This is a genomic window from Sphingobium sp. PNB, from assembly GCF_019873065.1.
Lineage (GTDB): Bacteria > Pseudomonadota > Alphaproteobacteria > Sphingomonadales > Sphingomonadaceae > Sphingobium > Sphingobium fuliginis.
Window position 1 is genome coordinate 17,897 of the sequence record NZ_JAINEZ010000040.1, and the last position, 21,245, is coordinate 39,141.

The following is a 21,245-nucleotide window of genomic DNA, read 5'->3' on the forward strand; positions in this document are numbered from 1 at the left end:
CTCCCCCCTTCGGCAGGCCTGCTTCCGACAGCGGCTGTCCCCGGCGCATGCCAGCTTCGAAACGCCGATTCCGACTAACCTGAGTGATGGGCGGCCCCGCCCGCTCCAGCTATGATCGCCTGGCAATGACAAGGAGAGAGCCCGTGTCCCGCCATGATGATGCGTCCTATTTCGAAGCCCGGGCCAGGGAAGAAATCCGCAAGGCGAGCGAAGCCAAGCAGCGCGGCGACAAGGGCGTGATGATCGCCGTCCATGCCGAACTGGCCGTGCGGTACCAGGCCAAGGCCCTGCAATTGCAACGCCACTGATCCATTTCCCCGATCCTGCTTTCCCCTCATTTAGGGGAAGGCAGGGCGGCAGGCCTTGAAAGCTGTCCCCTGTCCCGCCATCTGGCGGTTCGGATTCCACTGGGGAGAGATTTCGATACTGCCATGACCACCACGACCGGCACCGCACCCGAAACCCGTTCCTTCGAGGCCGACGTCGCCCGCCTGCTGCACATGATGGTGCACTCGGTCTATTCGGACAAGGACGTCTTCCTGCGCGAGCTGATCTCGAACGCGGCCGACGCCTGCGAAAAGCTGCGCTACGAACTGCTGAGCGATCCCGCGCTTGCCGGGGACGACGGCCAGCCGCGCATCACCGTCACGCTCGATCCCGAAGCGCGGCAGCTCATCGTCGAGGATAATGGCATCGGCATGAGCGAGGTGGAGCTGGCCGAAGCGCTAGGCACCATCGCCCGATCCGGCACGCGCGCCTTCATGGAGCGCGTCGCGGCGGTCAGGGAAGGCGCCAAGGAAGGGGAAGGCGCGCAACTGATCGGGCAGTTCGGCGTCGGCTTCTATTCCGCCTTCATGGTCGCGGACAGGGTGGATGTCTTTTCCCGCCGCGCCGGGGCCGATGTCGCCGCGCATTGGGCGTCGGACGGCCTTGGCAGCTACACCATCCAGCTTGTCGACATCGCTGGCGCGCCCGCTCGCGGCACCCGCATCGTCCTCCATCTGAAGGAAGACGCCGCCAGCTATACCGAGCCATTCACCACCCAGCGCATCGTCACCGCGCAGTCGGGCCACGTCCCCGTCCCCATCTTCCTCAAGGAAAAGCCGGATGCGGAGGAAAAGCAGATCGCGGACGGCGCGGCGCTCTGGACCCGCCCCAGGTCCGACATCACGGCGGAGGAATATACCGACTTCTACCGCAGCACCGCCGGACAGTTCGATGAGCCTGCGCTGACGCTCCATTATCGCGCCGAGGGGCTGCACGAATATTCGGTTCTCGCCTTTCTCCCCTCCATGCGCCCCTTCGACCTGTTCGATCCGGACCGCGCCGGGCGGATGAAGCTCTATGTCCGCCGGGTCTTCATCACCGACGAGGCGCAGATATTGCCGCGCTACCTGCGCTTCGTGCGCGGGCTGGTCGACAGCAACGACCTGCCGCTCAACGTCTCGCGCGAGATGATCCAGGAAAGCCCGGTCCTCGCCGCGGTCCAGAAGGGCGTCGCGAACCGCATCCTTTCCGAACTGGACAAGCTGGCCCAGAAGGATGGTGAAGCCTATCTCAAATTCTGGGACAATTTCGGCGCGGTGCTGAAGGAAGGGCTGTACGAGGATTTCGCCCGGCGGGAGGCGCTGCTCGGCCTCGCCCGTTTCAAAAGCACGGCGTCGGGGGAAGGCTGGCGCTCGCTCAAGGACTATGTCGAGGCGATCAAGGACAATCAGACGGCGATCTACTATGCCACCGGCGCCGATCTCGACCGGCTCGCCTCCTCTCCCCAGCTCGAAGGCTTCCGCGCCCGCGGGATCGAAGTGCTGCTGCTCACCGACCAGGTCGACAGCTTCTGGGTCACGGCCGGCGTCGATTATCAGGGCAAGCCGTTCAAGTCCGTGACGCAGGGCCTGGCCGACCTCAGCCTGATCCCGCTGGGAGAAGGCGAGACGCCCGCTGCAGAGGCATCGGCGGAGGTGGACGGCTTCATCGCCTATGCCAGGGATGTGCTGGGCGAGGCGGTCTCCGACGTCCGCGCATCGGAACGGCTGACGGAAAGCGCCGTCTGCCTGGTCGCGCCGGACAATGCGATGGACCGCCAGCTTGAAAAGCTGCTGGCGGGGGCCGGACGGATCGACAATGCGGCCAGGCCGGTGCTGGAGATCAATCCCCGCCATGACCTCATCGTCAAACTCGGCACGCTGCCCGACGGCAGCGATCTGCGCGCGGACGCCGCATGGCTGCTGCTTGACGAGGCGCGGATCGCGGATGGCGAATTGCCGGCCGACCCGCGCGCCTTTTCCGCCCGCCTCGCCCGCATGATCGGCGGCGCGATCGAATAGGATGACGGGTGGCCGGGACCGCGCCCGGCCACCCCCATATCGGGGCGGCATCGAACGACAATCCGCTTGCCAGCCCCGCGAAAGCGCGCCAAGCACGCGGCAACAGGAAAATGAGGGGATAGCGCGTCGATGAGCTATTATGACGTTCTGATCGTAGGTGCCGGGCATGCCGGGGCGCAGGCGGGCATTTCGCTGCGCCAGCTCGGCTTCGAAGGGTCCATCGCGATGATAGGCGATGAAAAGGACCCGCCCTATGAGCGTCCGCCCCTCTCCAAGGAATATTTCGCCGGCGACAAGAGCTTCGACCGCATCCTGATCCGCCCGGCCAGCTTCTGGGAAGAACGCAAGATCGACATGCTGCTCGGCCTGCGCGTGAAGGCGGTCGATCCGGCGGGCAAGTTCGTGACGGCGGGCGACCGCGAAATCGGCTATGGCAAGCTGATCTGGTGCACCGGCGGCTCCCCGCGCATGCTGACCTGCAACGGGGCCGACGCGCCCAATGTCCATGCCGTGCGCCGCCGCGACGATGTCGACGCGATGATGGCGAAGCTCGACCGGATCGATCATGTGACCGTGATCGGCGGCGGCTATATCGGGCTGGAAGCGGCGGCCGTGCTCAGCAAGTTCGGCAAGAAGGTGGTGCTGCTCGAAGCACTGGACCGCGTGCTGGCGCGCGTGGCGGGAGAGGAATTGTCGCGCTTCTACGAGGCGGAGCATCGCGCCCATGGCGTCGACCTGCGCACCGGGGCGCGGATGGACTGCATCGAAGTCACCGACGGAGAGGATGGTCCTCGGGCGACCGCCGTGCTGATGGAGGATGGCGAGCGGATCGAAACCGACATGGTGATCGTCGGCATCGGCATCGTCCCCGAAACGGGCCCGCTGATCGCGGCGGGCGCGGTCGGGGGGAATGGCGTGGACGTGGACGAATATTGCCGCACCAGCCTGCCCGACATCTATGCGGTGGGCGATTGCGCCGCCCATGCCAACGGCTTTGCACGCGGCGCGCAAATCCGGCTCGAATCGGTTCAGAACGCCAATGATCAGGCGAAGACGGCGGTCAGCCACATCATGGGCAAGGAAGAACCCTATCACGCCGTGCCCTGGTTCTGGTCGAACCAATATGATCTGAAGCTTCAGACCGTGGGCCTGTCGATCGGGCACGACCAGACGATCCTGCGCGGCGATCCGGCGACCCGCAGCTTCTCCGTCCTGTATCTGAAGGGCGGCAAGCTGATAGCGCTCGACTGCGTCAATGCGGTCAAGGATTATGTGCAAGGCCGCGCCCATGTCATTTCGGGCGCGGTGCTGGACCAGGCGCAGCTTGCCGATGCCAACGTGCCGCTCAAGGAAGTCGGCCTCGCCTGACCGGAAGGATGAAGGTCAGCCCCGAAAGCTGGCCTTCATCGCCAGTTCCCAGGGTCCGCCGCGATAATGCCAGGCAGCAAGGCCGACGATGGCAAGCGGCCTTGGGTGGAAGCCCCGCCGCAATTCGGTGGCCAGCGCCTTTGCCTCGGCCGGTTCGGCCTTGTTCTGCACCGTGACGTGGAAGCGCGGCCGCCCCCGATCCTGCGACGACAACAATCCTGCGAAGGCTTCCGCCAGTTCCTCCCGCATCGCCATCAGCTCCGGACTTTCCACCCTATAGGCGACCCCCCGCCCCAGCAGCATCACCTCCGCCAGCCTCGCGCCCGGCGGCGGACCCGCGCAGAGCCGCTTCAGCCGCAGCGCCACTTCCGCCAGGGCGGAGGGCGGCAGATGATGGAACAGCGTGATATGCGCGGGCACCAGATTGCGTTCCGCCGGGAAATGCGCGCGGCGCAAACCGTCCGCCCAGGCGAAATCCGCCGCGCCCATCAAAGCCGTCACGACGATCGGCGCCGCCAGGGACTCACCCGCCAAAATCCGGCATCTCCTTTCGCAAAATCCCGTCAGCCGCTATGATCCATCCCGGCGGTCCCGACAGGGAGACCGCCGATATAGGGGGAACCGCCATGACAGCGCCACGATCCTTTCGAGTCATCGGAATCCTGTTGCTGCTCTGGAACCTGATGGGGGTAGCCGCCTTCATCATGCAATATGGCGCGGACCTCGGCCAACTAGCGAAGACCGATTCCTATAGCGCCAGGATCTTCGCCTCCATGCCCGGCTGGGCCTGGACCGCTTATGCAGTCGCGGTCGGCGCGGGCACGCTTGGCGCGACCCTGCTGCTGCTCCGCAAAGCCGCCGCCGCGCCCTTGTTCCTGCTCTCGATCCTCGCCGTGGTCGTGCAGTTCGGCTACAGCTTCATCCACACCGACCTGCTGGCGGTGAAGGGCCCCACGGCCGCGATCTTTCCGGCCATAATCCTGATCATCGCCCTCTTCCAATGGCGCTATGCCCGAAACCTGATTGCAAAGGGCGTTCTCCGCTAGAGTAGCGTGCAGAAAAGCCTGTCCTGAACCTACGGAAACTTGGAAAGCGCGGCCCGCGCCCGATGTAACGCAGCGCGCTCTCGCATGTGGAGCGTTCAGCCTGCTCGCGGTATCGGTCCGCCCTCTCCGGGCTCCATTCGCCCGAAGAGCGCCTTAAGCCGCCGACAACACCGGCGCCTGCCCGACAGCATTCAGATCGAAGGGCACGGTCTGGTACATTTCGTCGATCCAGTTGCCGAACAGCAGATGCGCGTGGCTGCGCCAGTGATTTTGCGGCGCCTGCGCGGGATCGTCGTCAGGGAAATAATGGGCGGGCAACTGCCTTGCCCCATCGCGCGCATATTCCTCCGCCAGCGTCATCGTGTCATATTCGAGATGGTTGAACATGTGCAGGAAGCCGCGCCCCGGATCGCCGATCAGGCAAAGCCCCGATTCGTCGCTCTCGGCCAATATCTGCAATCCCCGCCCCTCCGGAATATCCTCCCGCCGCACCTCCGACCAGCGCGACACGGGAACGCGGAAATCGTCCGAAAAACCCCGCATCCAGGACGATGACGGCACATGAACATGATGGCGGAACACACCGAACGCCTTCCGCTCCAGCCCATGTTTCTCCACGCCATGGAAATGATGCAGCGCCGCCTGCGCCGCCCAGCAGATGCTGAGCGAGCGATGCACATGGGTCTGCGTCCAGTCGAATATGGCGCGCAGTTCGTCCCAATAGCTCACCGCTTCGAAAGGGAGCTGCTCCACGGGCGCTCCGGTGATGATGAAGCCGTCGAACCGCTCGTCCCGGACGTCGCTCCATGGGCGGTAGAAGGATGCCATATGGTCGGCGGAGGTGTTGCGCGACACATGGTCGCTGATCCGCACCAGCGTCAGTTCGACCTGCAACGGCGTCGCGCCGAGCAGCCGGGCAAGCTGCGTCTCCGTGCTGATCTTGTCGGGCATGAGGTTGAGCAGCGCGATGCGAAGCGGGCGAATGTCCTGCCGGACGGCGTCGGCTTCACGCATGACGACCACGCCCTCGGCCTCCAATGTGCGGCGGGCGGGCAGGTCGTCGGCTATCTTGATCGGCACTTCACGTCATTCCTTGTTCCGGAGCGACGCTTCACGATGTGGCTTGGGTCCGCTTGGTTGCCGGATCGGCCACATCCTCCTTCACGGAGTGCCACCTTGCCCGGATCGGCAGGTTGGCGTTGGGCGTCGTCCCAACTCTTGATGCTGTGCGCTCAATAGGCGGACGACAGGCGTTTGGCAATCGCTGCTTTCGGGAAGAAAAGGAAAACTTTGAGGCGTGCCGTTCAATTTCGGCGGGAAATCCTTCCCGACGCGCCATGACGGCCAACCAGCCTTCACGCCGCTTCTAGGCCGCCAACCTCAAGAAAGGCACCGGCTCTGTCGAGCGCAGGACGATGGGCTTGCCTTCCGACGCCTCGAACAGTTCGCCGTCCAGAATGACGCTGCTATGGTCGCCCTCGATGCGGATGACATCGCCCTGTTCCAGATGGATGCCCTGCATCTGCGATTTGCCGACCCGTCTGGTGATGCTCGCCCAGAACAGGCGCAGCAGGGCGGACAGGCTCTGGTCCACCGCCATCAGCTTCATATTGCCGCGCCGGCTGTCCCCCGGCTGCACGCCAAGCAGCAATCGTTCCAATGTCGTCACGATCAGCACGGCGAAACGCCCCGCCAATTGCCCGTCGCGGATCAGGGAAATCCGCACCGGGCGGCTGGATTGCGGCAGGAATCGGGCGCGGATGCCGAAGATCAGCGACACCAGCACCGCGATCACGGTCAGAAAATGGCTGAGGCCGTTGGACAGGCCCAGCGGATATATCTGGTTGCGGCAATAGAGCATGTAGTCGGCCAGCCCCGCTCCGCCCAGGAACATGCCCAGCACCGGCCGGCTTTCCGCCTGCCCGTCCGACAGGGCGATCAGCTCGCGCGCCACCACATGGTCGTCGACGCCCGCCTTGGCGATCTGGACGATCCGCTCCAGCGCCTTGATCGGATCGCCATGGATGCCGAGGTCCAGCGCAATCAGATTGGTCTTGCCGTTGGGCAGCACCGCGATGGGCGGCACGCGGCCTTTGAAATGCTCGCCCTGATACAGTTCCGTCAACGCCGCCTGCACCGTGCCGTCCCCGCCGTTGATGACGATGACGACGGGATCGACGCGGGCAATGGTCTGTAGCGCCCGGCCGATCTGGTCGACATGCTCCACCTCATAATGGAAGATGTCTGGATTGCTGGCGCAATAGCTGCGCACGCGCGGAAGCGTCTGCCGGTTGCCCGTGGATTTGGGGTTGGACAAAAGGGCGACGCGGACCATGGTCGGGGATCACATATATTTGAGGTTGATGGTGATCTTCGTCACGCCCGGCCCTGCATAGAAGGCGGCCTTTTCGACCCCCGGCTTGCCCAGGTTGAAGATGCTGATCGACGGATTGTTCGAAAATCCGCCGCCGTCCCGCGAAATGTCCGTCTTGCCGTTGCCGTCGCGGTCGTGGCGCACGGCGATGCCATATTTGCCGGGTTGCGGCACAGGCATGCAGAAACGCATTGCGCCGTTGCTGGCCTTCACCGGAACGTCGATACGGCCCAGCCATTCGCCCTTGGCGAGCCAGGCCGCCTTCGTCGCGGGATAGGATTGCACGCGCACCTTGCCGGTCGAGGCAGCGAAGCCGCGCACGTCGACCAGAACCGCCGGGCCCTTGGCGTCCGTGGAGCAGCGTTCCAGGTCGTTGCCGATCTCCATACCATGGGCGATGGCCGGGGCGGCGGCGAACAATGCCCCTACCGACATCAGACCCACTGCAACTTTGAACATGACCATCCAACTCCGTGAAGCTATAGCCGCCCAGTGACACCGGACGGCGAGCCCCTGTTCGCCCCGCAACTTACCTGACTCGCATATGGGGGGGGTTTGCGGCCAAATCATGGTGATGGGACGACCACATAGAGAAATGCTGACCGCCACCGACAGATACCTCGCCCGCCTGATCGCCCTGCCCATGCTGGGGACGCTGGTGATCTCGGCCATGCTGCTGGTGCTCGACAAGATGCTGAGCCTGTTCGACTTCGTCGCGGCGGAGGGCGGGCCGGTCAGCGTCGTGTGGCGGATGCTGGCGAACATGATGCCCGAATATCTGTCGCTGGGCATTCCCATCGGCCTGATGCTGGGCATCCTGCTCGCCTTCCGGAAGCTGGCCCTGTCGTCGGAACTGGACGTGATGCGGGCCGTCGGCCTGTCCTATGGCCGGCTGCTGCGCGTGCCCTATCTGTTTGCGATCGCGCTGGCGCTGCTGAATTTCGGCATTGTCGGCTTCGTCCAGCCGCTGTCCCGCCATGCCTATGAGGCGCTGCGCTTCGAATTGCGGTCGGGCGCGCTGGGGGCGTCGATCAAGGTGGGCGAATTCACCAATCTGGGCAAGCGCATGACCCTGCGGATCGAACGCAGCCTGGACGAGGGCCGCAACCTGCAAGGGATTTTCGTGCGCGCCGTCGGCAAGGACGGCCAAACCGTGGCGGTGACGGCGGCGCAGGGCAGTTTCCTCGCCACCGACGATCCCGACACCATCATCTTCCGCCTGCGCGATGGCGTGCTGGTGAACGACGCGCCCAAATACAAGTCGCCGCGAATCCTGTCCTTCTCCAGCCACGACCTGCCCATCGACCTGCCGCAGATCGAGAAGTTCCGCGGCCGCGACGTCGACCGGGAAAAGACCATCCCCGAACTGGTGGTGATCGGCCATGATCCCGGCACGCCCGACAAGCTGCGCAACGAGATTCGCGCCAATTTCCATTTCCGCATGGTGGAGGTGGCGATGATGCTGCTGCTGCCGCTGGCCGCGCTCGCCTTCGCGATTCCGCCGAAACGGTCCACATCGGCGCTCGGCGTGTTCCTCTCCATCGTGTTCATCGTGACCTATCACAAGGTCAACGAATATGGGCAGGGCGTGGGATCGCTGGGCAGGATCGACCCGATCATCGCTCTATGGGGACCGTTCCTGCTGTTCGCGGGCCTGATCCTGTGGATGTACCATGTGATCGCGCACCGGCCCGGCGGCCAGCCGATCGCCGCGCTGGAATATGCCTTCGCCAAGATCGCCAAGCAGTTCCTGCGGCTGATCGGCCTCGTCCGGCGACGGCCAAGGGCGGAAACCCCGGCGGAAGGAGCCGCCTGACCCATGCATCAGCTCAACTTCTTTCCGTCGCGCCAGCTTAGCTGGTACATGGCCCGGCTGTTCCTGACCCGGACCTTCGCGGTGCTGGCGATGCTGGTCGCGGTGCTCCAGACCCTCGACCTGCTGGGCGAATCAGGCGACATCCTTGCCTATGCCGGCAATGGCGATGCGCAATTATGGCATTATGTGGCGCTGCGGGCGCCGCAGATCGTCGCCCGCTTCCTGCCCTTTTCGGTGCTGCTCGGCACGCTGATCATGCTCGCCAGCCTCAACCAGAACAGCGAGATCATCTCGATGAAGGCGGCGGGGCTGTCGGCGCACCAGATATTGGCGCCGCTGCTGGCCGCGGCGCTGGGCGTGGCGCTCATCAGCTATGCCTTCAACGAGCGGATCGTGGCGCGGTCCACCGCCCGCCTTTCCGCCTGGCAGGCCGTCGACTATGGCCCCCTGCCCCCCGACAGCGGGGTCAAGACCAGCCCATGGGTGCGCGACGGCAACAATCTGGTCACGGCCGCCATCGTCGCCGGACGGGGCACGGCGGTCCAGCTCCGCAAGGTGGAGATATTCAACCGGATCAACAACACGCTGACCACCATCGTCCAGGCGCCCAGGGGCCATTATGACGCTTCGGCCAGAAGCTGGGTGCTGGAGGACGCGCGGCAGTTCGACGTCGCGCGTGGGACGGAGCGGCAGATCGGCACGGTGCGCTTTGGCCACGACATACGGCCCGATCAGTTCACCTTGGCGAAGGTCGACCCGGATGCGCTGACCTTCAGCCAGTTGCAGGCGGCGATCAGCGACCTGCATGATGCGGGGCGGCCGACGGCGGAGCTGGAGGGCAGCCTGTGGCACAAGCTGTCGGGACCTTTGTCGGCGCTGCTGATGCCGATTCTGGGGTCGGTGGCCGCTTTCGGGCTGGCTCGGTCGGGACAGTTGTTCGTGCGCGCGGTGATGGGGATGGCGCTCGGCTTCGCCTATTTCGTGGCGGACAATTTCTCGCTCGCCATGGGGAACCTCGGGGCCTATCCGCCCTTTCTGGCGGCCTGGGCGCCGTTTCTGCTGTTCCTGCTGGTGGGCGAGACGGTGCTGTTCCGGACGGAGGAATAATCCTCGCCTCCGGAGATGACATGCTCCTGCCCTCTCGGGAGCACCAGCGGGGGCGGTGGAGTTAACGCTTCCCCATCGTCGAGCGCGCGATCTTCCCCACCAGCGGCCACATGCCGGGATAGTTGCCCTTGTGATAGGGCGAATCGCTCGCCAGCGTCGCCACCAACCGCTTATGGGCCTCCCCCAGCGCGTGATAGGGCACGCTCGGCAGCAGATGATGCAGCGCATGGTAGCGCAACCCCACCGGCGCCCAGATCGCGGCCAAGGGCGACGGCGGCGGCACATTCACCGAGTCCAGATATTGCGCGGTGACGGTCATCGCCTCGCCCTCATTTTCCCACAGATGCGCGACCAGCGTGCGGAGCTGGTTGATGACGGTCATGCCGGAATGCACCGCCATATAGGTGAGCAGCGGCTTCCATCCGAAGACGAAGATGCTGCCGACCAGCGCCAGCGCGAAAAGACACGCGCCCGCCTCCTGCCACGTCCACTGGCGGGCAAAGTCTCCCTCCGGCACGCGGCGGCGATAGGCGGGGTTGATCGAGAGCGCGGAAAATTCCGCCACCACCTTTCGCCGCAGCGGCGGGACCATCAGGCTGAGCGGCGTCAGCACGGCGAAACGCAGGATGAGACCCAACGGCGCCAGCGCCGCCACCAGGATGAACAGCGGCAGCGACCAGGGCTTCATCAGCGCCAGCGGCAGATATTCCGGATCATTCGCCGTGCCATAGCGGGTGCGGGCATGATGCTGCGTATGCACCTCTTCATACATGAATGACGGGATCATCAGGGGGATGCCGACGATCAGGTTCCAGCCAAGGCGGAAACCCGGCAACGCGCCCTTGCGGATGTGGGTCAGCTCATGGATGAAACTGGCCGCGCGATAAAGCGCCAGCATCGCCGCCAGGCCGAACGCCAGCATGAGAGCGGCATCGCCGGTCAGGATCGCCCCGGCCAGCGCGGCATAGCCGACAAGAGCCGATGCCAGCATGTCGGGCCAATAGATGGCGGGCCGGGCCGTCGACAGTTCGCGGGTCAGGTCGGCCGCCGCGCGCAGCATCGCCGCATCGTCGGGGATCGCGCTTTTCGTCCGCGACGCGGCTGCAATAAGGGGATCGTGCACAGTCATGCCGTGGTTCCTAAAGGGTAAATGCGCTGCAATTGGGGCAGCAACATGACGATTTGGTCATGATGATCCCATCCGCTCATGTCCCGATTGACATTCCCGGAACAAGCGCCGAACTGCTCTGCCCAAACCTCTCCAGCGAAAGCGTCCTGCGCCGTGGCCAATCAAGAACTGGTGATTACCCCCGTAACTTCCAAGGCCGACCGCAAGGCTTTCGTCGATCTACCCTGGCGGCTCTATGCCGGCGATCCCAACTGGGTGCCGCCGCTGAAGGATGAGGTCTACAGCCTGATCACGCCGGGCAAGAACCCCTTTTTCGGCCATGCCGAGGCGCAATATTTCCTGGCCCGCCGCGGCGACAGGGTCGTGGGACGGGTGTCGGCGCATCTCGATCATCTGGCGCTGGCCCAGCCCGCCGAGCAGGGCATGGGGCCGGGCACCGGCAATTTCGGTCTGTTCGAGGCGGAGGATGCCGAAACCGGCGCAGCCTTGATCGCGACGGCGGAGGGGTGGCTGCGGGCCAAGGGCATGACCCGCGTGCTGGGGCCGATCTCACTGTCGATCTGGGAGGAGCCGGGGCTGCTGATCGAAGGCTTCGACCACAGGCCGACGGTGATGATGGGCCATGCGAAGCCGGAATATCGCGCCATGGTGGAGGACGCGGGCTATCGGCCGGTCAAGCAGCTCAAGACCTATGAACTGGACATCACCCGGCCATTCCCGCCGCTGATCCAGCGCATCGTCCAGTCGGGCGAGAAGAACGAACGCATCCGCATCCGCAAGGTCGACAAGTCGAAATTTGACAGCGAAGCGGCGATCATCCTCAGCATCCTGAACGACGCCTGGGGCAATAATTGGGGCTTTGTGCCGATCACCGACGAGGAGGTCGCCCATTTCGGCAAGCAGTTGAAGCCCATTGTGTTCAACGACCTCATCATGATCGCGGAGCTGGAGGGTGAGCCTGTCGCCTTCATGATGACGCTGCCCGATCTCAACGAAGCGATAGCGCCGCTCAACGGCTCGCTCTTTCCCTTCGGCTGGGCGAAACTGCTCTGGTGGCTGAGGAAGCCGAAGGTGCGGACCATGCGCGTGCCGCTGATGGGCGTGGTGCAGCGGTTGCAATCTTCCCGCATGGCGAGCCAGCTGGCCTTCATGATGATCGAATATATCCGCCGCAGCGCGACCGCGCATTATGGCGCGACGCGCGGCGAGATCGGCTGGGTGCTGGACGACAATCAGGGCATGAACGCCATTGCCGACGCCATTGAGAGCAAGGTGAACAAGGTCTATCAGGTATATGAAAAACCCCTTTAGGCGCTGTCCGCATCCCATAGCTTCCCGTGGAGGGGATGAAGGGACGCAAGCAGAAGCACGCTTCTGCTTTGGCGCCCATGCTGAATTCAGCCTGAAAGCCCGCCCAAGGAGAATGGTTAAGGCACCGCCACATCCACCACGCCGGCCGCGATCTTCACCATGGCCGGCGTCTTCGCCAGCACTTCGCCGTCGATGGAAATGCTCTGCGGCGGCGCCGTTTCGATCCGGAACGCCTTGCCGCGAAACTCCTCCGTCTGCGCGTCCCGGTCGCGCAGCTTGAAGAATTTGGCGTACCAGTCCCAGGCCAGCCGGGCGTGGCTGCGCCCCACTACCGCCTGGATCACGATCTCCCCGGTGTCCACATCGGCCTGATCGGACAGTTCCACCCCGCCATGATAGGGGCCGTTGAGGATGCGAACTTCCGTCGCCCACATGCTGCGCTGCCTGATCCCATCGTCCAGCATCAACCGGAAGGCGCGAAAGCCTATGGAGCATTTGACCGCCCAGAGCAGATAGCCGATCCGTCCCAGATAACGCTTCAACTTGTGCGGCACCGTCTCCCCGATCCGGGGGGACAACCCCAGCGAGGCCGCATTCACGAAATAGTCCCGGTCGATCATGCCCAGGTCGATTCGCCGCCGCCGGCCGCCGGATATGACCGCCACCGCCCCTTCCAGATCGAGCGGAATGCCCAGCGTCCGCGCAAAACTGTTCGCGGTGCCCAGCGGCAGCACGCCGAAGACGCAGTCCTTGCCCACCAGCTCATCCACAGTGCCGGACAGCGATCCATCGCCGCCGCCGACGATCACCATCGGCGCGCCGTCCGCGATGGCCCTGCGCACCGTTTCCTGCAATCGCTCCGGCTCCTTCACCGCATGGGCTGCGATCAGGCGCAGGCCCGCTTCCTCCAGCCTGGCCTTGGCATCCTTGAACATGGCTTCTCCCCGGCGGGAATGCACATTGACGATCAGCGCCGCCTCATGCGGCAGGTTCCTGACGGGCGGGGATGTCGTTTCCATGCCTCGACAACACGCAACTGCGCTCCAAGGTCCGAAACCATAAAAGGCCTTGCCCGTTCATGGTTCATGGCCCGCATCGCTCATCTGTCGGATATTCATTTCGGCGCCCATGATCCCCGCATCGTCACCGCCACCGAGGCCTGGCTGCAACAGCATCAGCCGGACCTGGTGGTCATCAGCGGCGATTTCACCCAGCGCGCGAGGCGCGAACAGTTCCGGCAGGCCGCCGCCTGGCTCAACCGGCTGCGGTCGGCGGGCATGAAGCTGCTGGTGGTACCAGGCAATCATGACATTCCACTCTACGATCTGGCGCGCCGCTTCGGGGCGCCGCTGCGCCGCTACAAACATTATATCAGCAATGATCTGTGCCCTTTTTACGAGGATGATGCGGTCGCGATACTGGGGCTCAACACCGCGCGATCGCTGACGATCAAGGATGGGCGGATCAACCATGACCAGATGGACATGCTTCGCGAAAGATTCGCGCGGGTCGCGCCGGAGAAGACGCGCATCCTCGTCACCCATCACCCGCTCTTCGCCATGCCGATCGGCAAGGGCGGCGAGTTGAGCGAAGCTGTCGGAAGGCATGAGGATGCCGTACGCGCGGCGGCGGAAGCAGGCATCCATATCGCGCTGGCCGGCCATTTCCATCGCACCTATGCGGAGGCGGCGGAGAAGATGGTGGCGCATTCGGGCGGCGCGCTGGTGATCCAGGCGGGAACGGCGACCTCCACCCGCCTGCGCAATGCCGAGCCGCAAAGCTTCAACTGGCTGCACGTTCACCGCCATGACGAGATAGAAGTGCAGGTGGTGGTATGGGACGGCGCCAGTTTCCAGCGGGGCCACCATATCGGCTATTTCAAACAGGGCGGCGCGTGGATCGGGCAGGACATGGCCGATCCGGCGGGCCTGCCGGGAATTCAGGTAGCGGAAAAGGCGAGAAGCTGAGGCCGGCAGGCTGTGTGGGGATGTGGGAACCGATGTCTGCTGAAAAGGATGCGACAACGCAAAGTTAGAACGCACGCCCAGCGTCCGATTCAACGCGGCGCGCTCTGGTCGAATGCTCCCTGGGCAAGGGCCGCGCCATGATCCCGGATGGCGCTGGGCCAGTCGGCAGCAGCAAGGTCGAACCCCGCCTTGTCCCTTGCATAAAGCGCGCGAATGGCGTCCTCATAACCGGGCCGGTCGCCCGCCATCACCGTCAGGAAATGATAAGCCGCGTCCATCGCCGCGCGAGGCGATGGCTTTGTGTCCGCGTCCTTGCGCGCCGCCTCGACCAAACGCCGCAGCGTCACGGACGCGCCGCCGGGTTGCGCCGCCAGCCAGTCCCAATGCCGGGGGAGCAGAGTCACTTCACGCGCCTGAACGCCCAGCCGGGGCCGCCCCCGGCCGCGGGAAATCTCCTGCACTGGACCGCCCAGATCGATATCCACCTGCCGCCCGGTGCTGTCGTCGAACAGCAGCAGAGACTGCGCCTCCGTCCCCATGGCATGAAGCGTTGCCCGCAGCTCTTCCTCATCACCCGTCGCAATCCAGAGGTCGCCCGCAAAGGCGGTCAAAGTGCGCGTCATGCCGAAATCTCCTTCGGCACAACATTTATTATCCGGGTAAAATAGAGTCAATAACGTCCGGGTAAAATTATTCGGTCAGTTCCACCCAGACAGGGGCATGATCGCTGGCCTTTTCCCGCCCACGAAAATCCCTGTCGACCTGCGCCTCGATCAGGCGGTCGGCGGCGGCGGGACTGAGCAGCAGATGATCGATCCGGAACCCCGCGTCGCGTGGCCAAGCGTTCATCTGATAATCCCAATAGGTCCATATCCCGCCCGCCGGGTGCCGGGAAGCGATGGCATCCGTCCAGCCGTCGCCCAGCAAGCGACGATAGGCGGCGCGGCTTTCCGGCTGCATCAGCGCGTCGTCGGCCATCGCCTTGACCGAATAGACGTCCCTGTCACGCGGAATGACATTATAATCGCCCGCCAGGATCGCCGGCACTTCCTCCGCCCAGATTTCCGCAGCGCGAAGGCGCAGACGCTTCATCCAGCGCAGCTTGTAATCGAATTTCGGTCCCGGCTGCGGATTACCGTTGGGCAGGTAGATGCTGGCGACGCGCAGCCCCTTTACATCGGCTTCCAGATAGCGGCTATGCTCGTCCTCCGGCTCCCCTTCCAGGCCGCGGCGGACCTCCACCGGCGTCTCGCCGCGCGCAAGGATGGCGACGCCGTTGAACCCCTTCTGCCCGTGCCATATCGCGCCATAGCCGACATCTTCGATGTCCTTGACCGGGAAAGTGTCGTCGGAGGTCTTGATTTCCTGAAGGCAGGCGATGTCGGGGCGGGTCTCGTCCAGCCACTCCAGCAAGCGCGGCAGGCGCGCCTTGATTCCGTTGATGTTGAAGGTGGCGATGCGCATAAGGGCCTGTCTTTCTTTCGGTCGGCCTGAATCGCATCAAACCGGCGCGTGCCCTTTTAAGGAAATGAAGGGCTTCGACAAGCTCAGCCCGAACGGGGAGAGAGCGCTATCAGACCGAGAAGCTGGTGCCGCAACCGCAGCCGGCGGTGGCGTTGGGGTTCGTCACCTTGAAGGCCTTGCCCCCCAGATCGGACACGAAATCGACCGCCGAACCGCGCACCAGATCGATGCTGACGTCATCCACCACCAGCGTCACGCCGTCGCGCTCGACCATGATGTCGTCGGGCTCCACCGCCTCGGCCAGACCGAAGCGATATTGGAAGCCAGAACAGCCCCCGCCCTCCACTGCCAGACGCAAGATGGCGGGCTTGCCCTGCTTGGCGGCAATGGCGGCCACGCGGGCAGCGGCAGAGGGCGTAAGATCGATGTCGGTCATGACGTTTAAATAGGATCAAGCAAAAGGCCCGACAAGCTTTCGCGTGCCGGGCCTTGGAAAGAGAAAAAAGTTCGGCTCAGTCCGCCGCCTTTTCCTGGGCCTTGGTCGGGCCGCCCATGGCGATCGGCGGCTTGGTGTTCATCGCCACCAGATAATCGGGTCCGGCCACGAAGGGGATCGGGTTGATCGCCTGGCCGTCGACGCGCACCTCATAATGCAGATGGCTGCCGGTGGAACGGCCGGTCGAACCCATCAGGCCGATCAACTGGCCGCGATGGACATAGCTGTTGGCGGCGACCAGCAGCTTCGACATGTGGCCGTAGCGCGTTTCCATGCCGCCACCGTGAGAAATCTGGACCAGATTGCCGTAACCGCTGGCCCAGCCGGCGCGGCTGACGATGCCGTCGGCGGTCGCGTAGATCTTGGTGCCGGTCGGGCCGGGGATGTCGATGCCCTTGTGCATGCGGGCGCCGCCATTGAACGGGTCGGAGCGGACACCGAAATTGGAGGTCAGGGAGAGTTTCTCGACCGGACGCCCGGAGGGGATGTAGTTGCTCGACTTGGCCTGCCCGTCGAGCCGCTGAAGGCTGGAGAAGAGATTGGAGAAGCCGACATCGGCCGGGCCGAGCGTGCTGGTGTTGATTTCCGACGCATCGCCATAGGGATCGTCTTCATCTGCCTTGGCCTGAGCCGGGACTGCGGCGCAGAGCGCTCCCGCCATACCCATCGCTCCAGCGATTTTAAGTGCAGAACGGAACCATCGCGCAGCGCGCGCATTATCAGAATGAAGAACCAACATGCCGACCCCGACTCTCGACCGGAGGCTTTGCGCCTCTCGGCCTAATCCCCACGTTTCCAAAATGCGGCTGATGCCGCCACCCGCTGGAACAAAGAGGACATGTCCCGCCTTATTGTGCAAGCGGCGTGTAAAATTCCCGCGTTAAACCGGCTTGTCGGCGCGCCGAGTCGTTGAACGGAGGTTTCAACGCACCCCGAAAGTGGCGTTTCACAAGGATTTGGTAATGTTTTGCGGGGTTCACGCCCAGTCGTTTCGTCGCATGGCCGAACCATGTCGTCCCGGCGGAGACGTGGCGAATCTCATCTGTCATGATCCTCTGCAACATGCGCGCCGACATTTCATCGCCCGCTCCCCGGAAGCGGACGATGGTGGCAGGGGTGATGTCCAGGGCGCGCGCTTCCAGCACCATCGGCACGATGGCAAGGCGGGCGAGCGCATCGTGCGCCGTCTCGCTCGCGGCCTGCCATAGCCCGTCATGCGCGGGCAAAGCGCCGTAAAAGCTGCCCAACTGCCGCAGACGCCGGTCAAGCAGCGCGAAATGCATGGCTTCGTCGGCGCCCACCCGCATCCATTCCCCGGTGAATTCCGGCGGGAATTCCGCGCCGAACCGCCCGATCAGGTCGAAGGCGAGATCGATGGCCACGAATTCGATATGGGCAAGCGCATGGAGCATCGCGATCCGCGCCCGTTCCGAACCGATCCTGCCGCGCTTGGGCATTTGGTTGGGCGGCAAAAGTTCGGGCTTTCCCGGGCGCGCCGGGCGATCCGGCATGGCGGCGTCGAAGCGATGGGCCAGCCGCCCAAGCCGCCAGTTCCTTGCGACCGCCCGGGCCGCCATCAGCTTGGCCAACGGATCGGGGGTCAGCAGCACATGGGCGCAGGCCGCGCCGACGCTGTCGATGGAAACAGGAAGCGTCAAAGGCCTTGTCCGGCCTCCAGCACCTCGGCGGCATGGCCCTTGACCTTCACCTTGGGCCAGACGCGCAGGATCTTCCCGTCAGCCCCGATCAAAAAGGTCGCCCGCTCGATCCCCATATATTTGCGGCCGTAAAGCGACTTCTCGACCCAGGTGCCGAAAGCCTCGCACATCTCGCCCGGCTCGTCGGAGGCGAGCGTGACGGTCAGCCCGTATTTTTCGGCGAATTTCTTGAGCTTGGCGGGCTTGTCCTTGGATATGCCGACCACCGGCACGCCCAATGCCGCGAAATCGGCGGCTAGCGCGGTGAAATCCTTGGCTTCGCTGGTGCAGCCGGGCGTGTCCGCCTTGGGATAGAAATAGACGACCAGGGGCTTGCCCCTGTAGCGCGCCAGGGTGAAATCCACCCCATCCGCATCCTTCAGCGTCACTTCAGGCACGGCATCGCCCACATCCAGCATCGTCATTCCTCCTTGAAGGGCGCCGCCAGCGCCGCCCATGCGTCACCGACCCTTTGCCGGGCCTTACCGTAGCTTTCAAGCAGCGCGTCCCAGCTTTCGACGCCGCAGGCCCGCGCGACGAGAGGCCGGGTGGCTTGCGGAGGTTCGGTCGATTTCGGCGAAACGAGGCGGGAAACGACGAGAAAGCGGGTGATGAGATCATGGGCTGGGATCAATTCGCCCGGCAGGTGGCCGGCCGCCGCAAGCTGCTCCAGCGCGGCGCGCAGATCGGGGTCGAACGCCATATTGTGGCGGAACTGGGTGACGTGGATCAGGAATTCCAGGTCGACCAGCCCGCCCGGCACCAGCTTCACGTCCAGATCGCTCGCGGGCGGTTTGTGCCTCGCGATGTCCCCCCGCATCTTCACCGCGTGGCGCGCCAGTTCGTCGAAATCGCGCTGCCGCTCAAGCGTTTCCGTCAGGATCGCGCCCAGCGCCGCGCGCGCGGCATCGGAGCCGAAGACCGGGCGGGCGCGCGTGAGCGCGAGATGCTCCCAGGTCCACGCCTCCTCCCGCTGATAGCGGGCGAAGCTGTCCAGGCTGACCGCCAGCAGCCCCTGCGCGCCGGAAGGGCGAAGGCGCGTGTCCACCTCATATAACGGGCCTGCCGCGGTGTGCACCGACAGGGCATTGGTGATGCGCTGGCCAAGGCGGTTGAAATATTGCGTCGCGCCCAACGGCTTCGCGCCGTCGGATTCGGTTTCGAAGCTGCCGGTGAAGAGATAGACGAGGTCGAGGTCGGACGCATGGGTCAGCACTCCGCCGCCCAGCCGGCCCAGCGCCAGGATCACCATCTCGCCGCCGGGCACTTTTCCATGGGCGCGCTCGAACTCCGCGACGGTGGCGGCGCCCAACGCCTCGATGGCGGCTTCGGCCACGCGGGAATAGCCCCGGCCCGCCTCCAGCGGATCGCCGCCGCGAATGATCTGCGCGCCCAGGGCGAAGCGGCGGTCGTTCACCCGTTGGCGCACCCGGTCGAGCAGCGCCTGATAATCCTCCCCCTCCTCCAGCCGGGCGAACTGGTCGGCCAGCATCTCCACAGGGGGCGGCGGATCGAAGGCGGAGGTGTCGATCAGCCCGTCGAGCAGTTCCGCCCGCCGCCCCAGCGCGTCGGCCAGCGTCGGCGCATGGCTCAGCAGTTCGGCCAGCAGTTCCACAAGGCCGGGTCGCGCCGCCAGCAGCTTGAAGAAGTTGATCGCGCTCGGCAGGCGGCCGACCAGATCGTCCAGCCGGTTGAGCGCCCGCGCCGGATCGGGCGCCGCGGCCAGCGTGCGCATCAGGCCCGGCAGCAATTGCTCCAGCGCCTCCCGCGACGCGCCGCTGCGCAATGCGCGGACCGTGCCCGATCGCCAGCGCGCGATCCGCGCCAGCGGCGTTTCCGGATCGGCAAAACCCAGTTCGGCAAGCTGCGCCTTCAGCCTCTCCTCGTCCAGCGACAGGGATTCATCAGGCGTCGCTGGGGTCAGCCGGTCGTAATTGCCGCCCACCCACTGCACATGCGGGCGCAGCAGGTCGAGCAGCGCTCCGCCATCCTCCAGCCCGTGCAGGCGCGCGACATTATCCAGCGCCTCGGCCGACTTGGGCAATTCATGGGTCTGGCGATCCTCCACCATCTGCAACCGGTGCTCGACGGTGCGGAAGAGGACATAGGCCTCGTCCAGCCTGGCGGCGACCTCCGCTTCGAACACGCCGGCGGCCGCCAAGGCACCTAAGGCTTCACGCGTATTGCCCGACCGCAGGGAAGGATCGCGCCCGCCATGGATGAGCTGGTGCACCTGCGCGAAGAATTCGACTTCCCTTATGCCGCCGCGCCCGCGCTTGAGGTCATAGCCCGGCCCGAACGCCTGACCCTGCGAATAATGGTCGCGGATCCGGCGGGAGATGTCCGTGATCGCATCGATGGCCCCGAAATCCAGACTGCGGCGCCAGACGAAGGGGCGGATCGCCTGCATGAAATAATCGCCCAGCGGCAGGTCGCCCGCCGCCGGTCGGGCCCGGATGAACGCCGCCTGCTCCCAGCCGAGCGCGGTCGATTCATAATAGCCGATCGCCGCCTCCACCGGCAGGGCGATGGGCGTCGCCTCCGGAGAGGGGCGCAGGCGAAGGTCGACGCGGAACACATAGCCGTCGCCGTCCCGGGCATTCAATAGTTCGCTGACCCGCCGGCCAATGCGCACGGCCGCGTCCGCCGGGTCTTCCCGCTCGCCATGGGGCAGCGTCTTCGGGTCGTAGAGCAGGATCGGATCGATGTCCGACGAATAGTTCAGTTCCCGGCTGCCATGCTTGCCGAGCGCCAGCACCACGAAACCCCGCTTCTCCGCGTCCGGATAGCGCTCCGCCATGGCGGCGGCCAGCGCCTCCTCCAGCGCCTGGTCGGCAAAGTCCGACAGGGTGCGCGTGACCCGGTCCAGTCCCCAGACGCCCGCCAGATCGGCGGCTGCGGTCACCAGGGCCACCGCGCCACGCCTGCGCCTCAGCGACCGGGCAATGCCGTCATCGGGCGCTGCCACCTGCTGCGCGGCGGCCCAGGCCCCCTCGAAATCTCCGCTCTCCACCAGATCGGCAACATCCGGAAAGCGATCCAATTGCCGGGCCAGGAAAGGCGAATGCGCCCTGATCCTTGCCGCGACCGCCAAACGGTCCGTCACCATGAATCTCCCATAATGGAGCCGATATTGCGTGCCA

The 21,245-nt window shown here is 64.9% G+C and carries 21 protein-coding genes and 1 riboswitch; of the genes, 8 read left to right on the top strand and 13 right to left on the bottom strand.

All coding sequences use genetic code 11. From position 1 onward, the window contains the following. Positions 1 to 143 precede the first annotated feature (143 nt). The 3 genes from K7W03_RS14650 (at position 144) to K7W03_RS14660 (ending at position 3,695) form a co-directional block, all read left to right on the top strand. Positions 144 to 308: a hypothetical protein gene (locus K7W03_RS14650; RefSeq protein ID WP_165363302.1), complete on the top strand. Its 165-nt coding sequence runs from the start codon at positions 144 to 146 to the stop codon at positions 306 to 308. Positions 309 to 431: 123 nt separating this feature from the next. Next, positions 432 to 2,327 (top strand): molecular chaperone HtpG, encoded by a 1,896-nt coding sequence (gene htpG / locus K7W03_RS14655; protein ID WP_222886660.1) that lies wholly within the window; start codon positions 432 to 434, stop codon positions 2,325 to 2,327. 129 nt (positions 2,328 to 2,456) lie between these two features. Then, positions 2,457 to 3,695, top strand: a complete 1,239-nt coding sequence (locus K7W03_RS14660) for an NAD(P)/FAD-dependent oxidoreductase (protein WP_140042359.1) — start codon at positions 2,457 to 2,459, stop codon at positions 3,693 to 3,695. Positions 3,696 to 3,710: 15 nt separating this feature from the next. On the opposite strand, the gene K7W03_RS14665 is transcribed toward K7W03_RS14660, so the two are convergent. Then, positions 3,711 to 4,214 (bottom strand): 2'-5' RNA ligase family protein, encoded by a 504-nt coding sequence (locus K7W03_RS14665; RefSeq protein ID WP_222886673.1) that lies wholly within the window; start codon positions 4,212 to 4,214, stop codon positions 3,711 to 3,713. Between the two features lie 107 nt (positions 4,215 to 4,321). Here K7W03_RS14665 and K7W03_RS14670 point away from each other — a divergent pair, with 107 nt between their 5' ends. Beyond that, a complete protein-coding gene (locus K7W03_RS14670; RefSeq protein WP_222886661.1) occupies positions 4,322 to 4,741 on the top strand; it encodes a sugar transporter in 420 nt (139 codons plus the stop codon). A gap of 153 nt (positions 4,742 to 4,894) precedes the next feature. On the opposite strand, the gene K7W03_RS14675 is transcribed toward K7W03_RS14670, so the two are convergent. The 3 genes from K7W03_RS14675 to K7W03_RS14685 all read right to left on the bottom strand — a co-directional run bounded on the left by K7W03_RS14675 (position 4,895) and on the right by K7W03_RS14685 (position 7,580). Continuing rightward, a complete protein-coding gene (locus tag K7W03_RS14675) occupies positions 4,895 to 5,821 on the bottom strand; it encodes a homoserine O-succinyltransferase (protein ID WP_222886662.1) in 927 nt (308 codons plus the stop codon). A gap of 43 nt (positions 5,822 to 5,864) precedes the next feature. After that, a riboswitch (SAM-I-IV-variant riboswitch) is annotated at positions 5,865 to 5,971 on the bottom strand. Positions 5,972 to 6,107: 136 nt separating this feature from the next. Continuing rightward, positions 6,108 to 7,076, bottom strand: coding sequence for a diacylglycerol/lipid kinase family protein (locus K7W03_RS14680; protein WP_025549744.1), 969 nt, complete (start codon positions 7,074 to 7,076; stop codon positions 6,108 to 6,110). A 9-nt stretch (positions 7,077 to 7,085) separates the two neighbouring features. Next, positions 7,086 to 7,580, bottom strand: coding sequence for a DUF2141 domain-containing protein (locus K7W03_RS14685; protein WP_025549743.1), 495 nt, complete (start codon positions 7,578 to 7,580; stop codon positions 7,086 to 7,088). 130 nt (positions 7,581 to 7,710) lie between these two features. Between K7W03_RS14685 and lptF the strand changes: the two genes are divergently transcribed. Together lptF and lptG are read left to right on the top strand one after the other, a co-directional pair. Continuing rightward, on the top strand, positions 7,711 to 8,931 hold the full coding sequence (gene lptF, locus K7W03_RS14690) for an LPS export ABC transporter permease LptF (RefSeq protein ID WP_044660030.1): 1,221 nt from the start codon (positions 7,711 to 7,713) through the stop codon (positions 8,929 to 8,931). A gap of 3 nt (positions 8,932 to 8,934) precedes the next feature. Continuing rightward, entirely contained in the window at positions 8,935 to 10,038 is a 1,104-nt protein-coding gene (gene lptG, locus K7W03_RS14695) for an LPS export ABC transporter permease LptG (RefSeq protein ID WP_140042364.1), read from the top strand. Positions 10,039 to 10,099: 61 nt separating this feature from the next. Here the strand turns inward: lptG and K7W03_RS14700 are convergent, their stop codons facing one another. After that, a complete protein-coding gene (locus K7W03_RS14700) occupies positions 10,100 to 11,167 on the bottom strand; it encodes a fatty acid desaturase family protein (RefSeq protein ID WP_222886663.1) in 1,068 nt (355 codons plus the stop codon). Between the two features lie 153 nt (positions 11,168 to 11,320). On the opposite strand from K7W03_RS14700, the gene K7W03_RS14705 reads away from it, so the two are divergent. Then, the gene (locus tag K7W03_RS14705; RefSeq protein ID WP_044660032.1) at positions 11,321 to 12,478 is read left to right on the top strand and encodes a hypothetical protein; all 1,158 of its coding nucleotides are present in this window, start codon (positions 11,321 to 11,323) and stop codon (positions 12,476 to 12,478) included. Between the two features lie 116 nt (positions 12,479 to 12,594). On the opposite strand, the gene K7W03_RS14710 is transcribed toward K7W03_RS14705, so the two are convergent. Next, positions 12,595 to 13,497, bottom strand: coding sequence for a diacylglycerol/lipid kinase family protein (locus K7W03_RS14710; protein WP_222886664.1), 903 nt, complete (start codon positions 13,495 to 13,497; stop codon positions 12,595 to 12,597). A 66-nt stretch (positions 13,498 to 13,563) separates the two neighbouring features. Between K7W03_RS14710 and K7W03_RS14715 the strand changes: the two genes are divergently transcribed. Continuing rightward, positions 13,564 to 14,445, top strand: a complete 882-nt coding sequence (locus K7W03_RS14715) for a metallophosphoesterase family protein (RefSeq protein WP_222886665.1) — start codon at positions 13,564 to 13,566, stop codon at positions 14,443 to 14,445. An 89-nt stretch (positions 14,446 to 14,534) separates the two neighbouring features. Here the strand turns inward: K7W03_RS14715 and K7W03_RS14720 are convergent, their stop codons facing one another. From K7W03_RS14720 to K7W03_RS14750, 7 genes are all read right to left on the bottom strand, one after another. Next, positions 14,535 to 15,068 (bottom strand): DUF2239 family protein, encoded by a 534-nt coding sequence (locus K7W03_RS14720; RefSeq protein ID WP_222886666.1) that lies wholly within the window; start codon positions 15,066 to 15,068, stop codon positions 14,535 to 14,537. A 67-nt stretch (positions 15,069 to 15,135) separates the two neighbouring features. Further along, positions 15,136 to 15,909, bottom strand: a complete 774-nt coding sequence (gene xth, locus K7W03_RS14725; protein WP_222886667.1) for an exodeoxyribonuclease III — start codon at positions 15,907 to 15,909, stop codon at positions 15,136 to 15,138. A gap of 109 nt (positions 15,910 to 16,018) precedes the next feature. Continuing rightward, a complete protein-coding gene (gene erpA, locus K7W03_RS14730) occupies positions 16,019 to 16,345 on the bottom strand; it encodes an iron-sulfur cluster insertion protein ErpA (protein ID WP_025549736.1) in 327 nt (108 codons plus the stop codon). A gap of 76 nt (positions 16,346 to 16,421) precedes the next feature. Then, entirely contained in the window at positions 16,422 to 17,144 is a 723-nt protein-coding gene (locus K7W03_RS14735; RefSeq protein ID WP_025549735.1) for a peptidoglycan DD-metalloendopeptidase family protein, read from the bottom strand. A gap of 109 nt (positions 17,145 to 17,253) precedes the next feature. Beyond that, entirely contained in the window at positions 17,254 to 18,063 is an 810-nt protein-coding gene (locus K7W03_RS14740; protein ID WP_222886668.1) for a ferritin-like domain-containing protein, read from the bottom strand. Further along, entirely contained in the window at positions 18,060 to 18,521 is a 462-nt protein-coding gene (gene bcp / locus K7W03_RS14745; RefSeq protein ID WP_222886674.1) for a thioredoxin-dependent thiol peroxidase, read from the bottom strand. The genes K7W03_RS14740 and bcp overlap by 4 nt, the downstream gene beginning before the upstream one ends. 2 nt (positions 18,522 to 18,523) lie before the next feature. Beyond that, a complete protein-coding gene (locus K7W03_RS14750) occupies positions 18,524 to 21,211 on the bottom strand; it encodes a bifunctional [glutamine synthetase] adenylyltransferase/[glutamine synthetase]-adenylyl-L-tyrosine phosphorylase (protein WP_222886669.1) in 2,688 nt (895 codons plus the stop codon). Positions 21,212 to 21,245: the final 34 nt, after the last annotated feature.

What these genes read in the sequence shown, in the direction of transcription:
- htpG (WP_222886660.1), top strand. Translation starts at nt 432, where the DNA reads ATGACCACCACGACCGGCACCGCACCCGAAACCCGTTCCTTCGAGGCC.
- K7W03_RS14660 (WP_140042359.1), top strand. Translation starts at nt 2,457, where the DNA reads ATGAGCTATTATGACGTTCTGATCGTAGGTGCCGGGCATGCCGGGGCG.
- K7W03_RS14670 (WP_222886661.1), top strand. Translation starts at nt 4,322, where the DNA reads ATGACAGCGCCACGATCCTTTCGAGTCATCGGAATCCTGTTGCTGCTC.
- K7W03_RS14680 (WP_025549744.1), bottom strand. Translation starts at nt 7,076, where the DNA reads ATGGTCCGCGTCGCCCTTTTGTCCAACCCCAAATCCACGGGCAACCGG.
- K7W03_RS14685 (WP_025549743.1), bottom strand. Translation starts at nt 7,580, where the DNA reads ATGGTCATGTTCAAAGTTGCAGTGGGTCTGATGTCGGTAGGGGCATTG.
- lptF (WP_044660030.1), top strand. Translation starts at nt 7,711, where the DNA reads ATGCTGACCGCCACCGACAGATACCTCGCCCGCCTGATCGCCCTGCCC.
- lptG (WP_140042364.1), top strand. Translation starts at nt 8,935, where the DNA reads ATGCATCAGCTCAACTTCTTTCCGTCGCGCCAGCTTAGCTGGTACATG.
- K7W03_RS14700 (WP_222886663.1), bottom strand. Translation starts at nt 11,167, where the DNA reads ATGACTGTGCACGATCCCCTTATTGCAGCCGCGTCGCGGACGAAAAGC.
- K7W03_RS14710 (WP_222886664.1), bottom strand. Translation starts at nt 13,497, where the DNA reads ATGGAAACGACATCCCCGCCCGTCAGGAACCTGCCGCATGAGGCGGCG.
- K7W03_RS14715 (WP_222886665.1), top strand. Translation starts at nt 13,564, where the DNA reads ATGGCCCGCATCGCTCATCTGTCGGATATTCATTTCGGCGCCCATGAT.
- K7W03_RS14720 (WP_222886666.1), bottom strand. Translation starts at nt 15,068, where the DNA reads ATGACGCGCACTTTGACCGCCTTTGCGGGCGACCTCTGGATTGCGACG.
- xth (WP_222886667.1), bottom strand. Translation starts at nt 15,909, where the DNA reads ATGCGCATCGCCACCTTCAACATCAACGGAATCAAGGCGCGCCTGCCG.
- erpA (WP_025549736.1), bottom strand. Translation starts at nt 16,345, where the DNA reads ATGACCGACATCGATCTTACGCCCTCTGCCGCTGCCCGCGTGGCCGCC.
- K7W03_RS14735 (WP_025549735.1), bottom strand. Translation starts at nt 17,144, where the DNA reads ATGTTGGTTCTTCATTCTGATAATGCGCGCGCTGCGCGATGGTTCCGT.
- bcp (WP_222886674.1), bottom strand. Translation starts at nt 18,521, where the DNA reads ATGCTGGATGTGGGCGATGCCGTGCCTGAAGTGACGCTGAAGGATGCG.
- K7W03_RS14750 (WP_222886669.1), bottom strand. Translation starts at nt 21,211, where the DNA reads ATGGTGACGGACCGTTTGGCGGTCGCGGCAAGGATCAGGGCGCATTCG.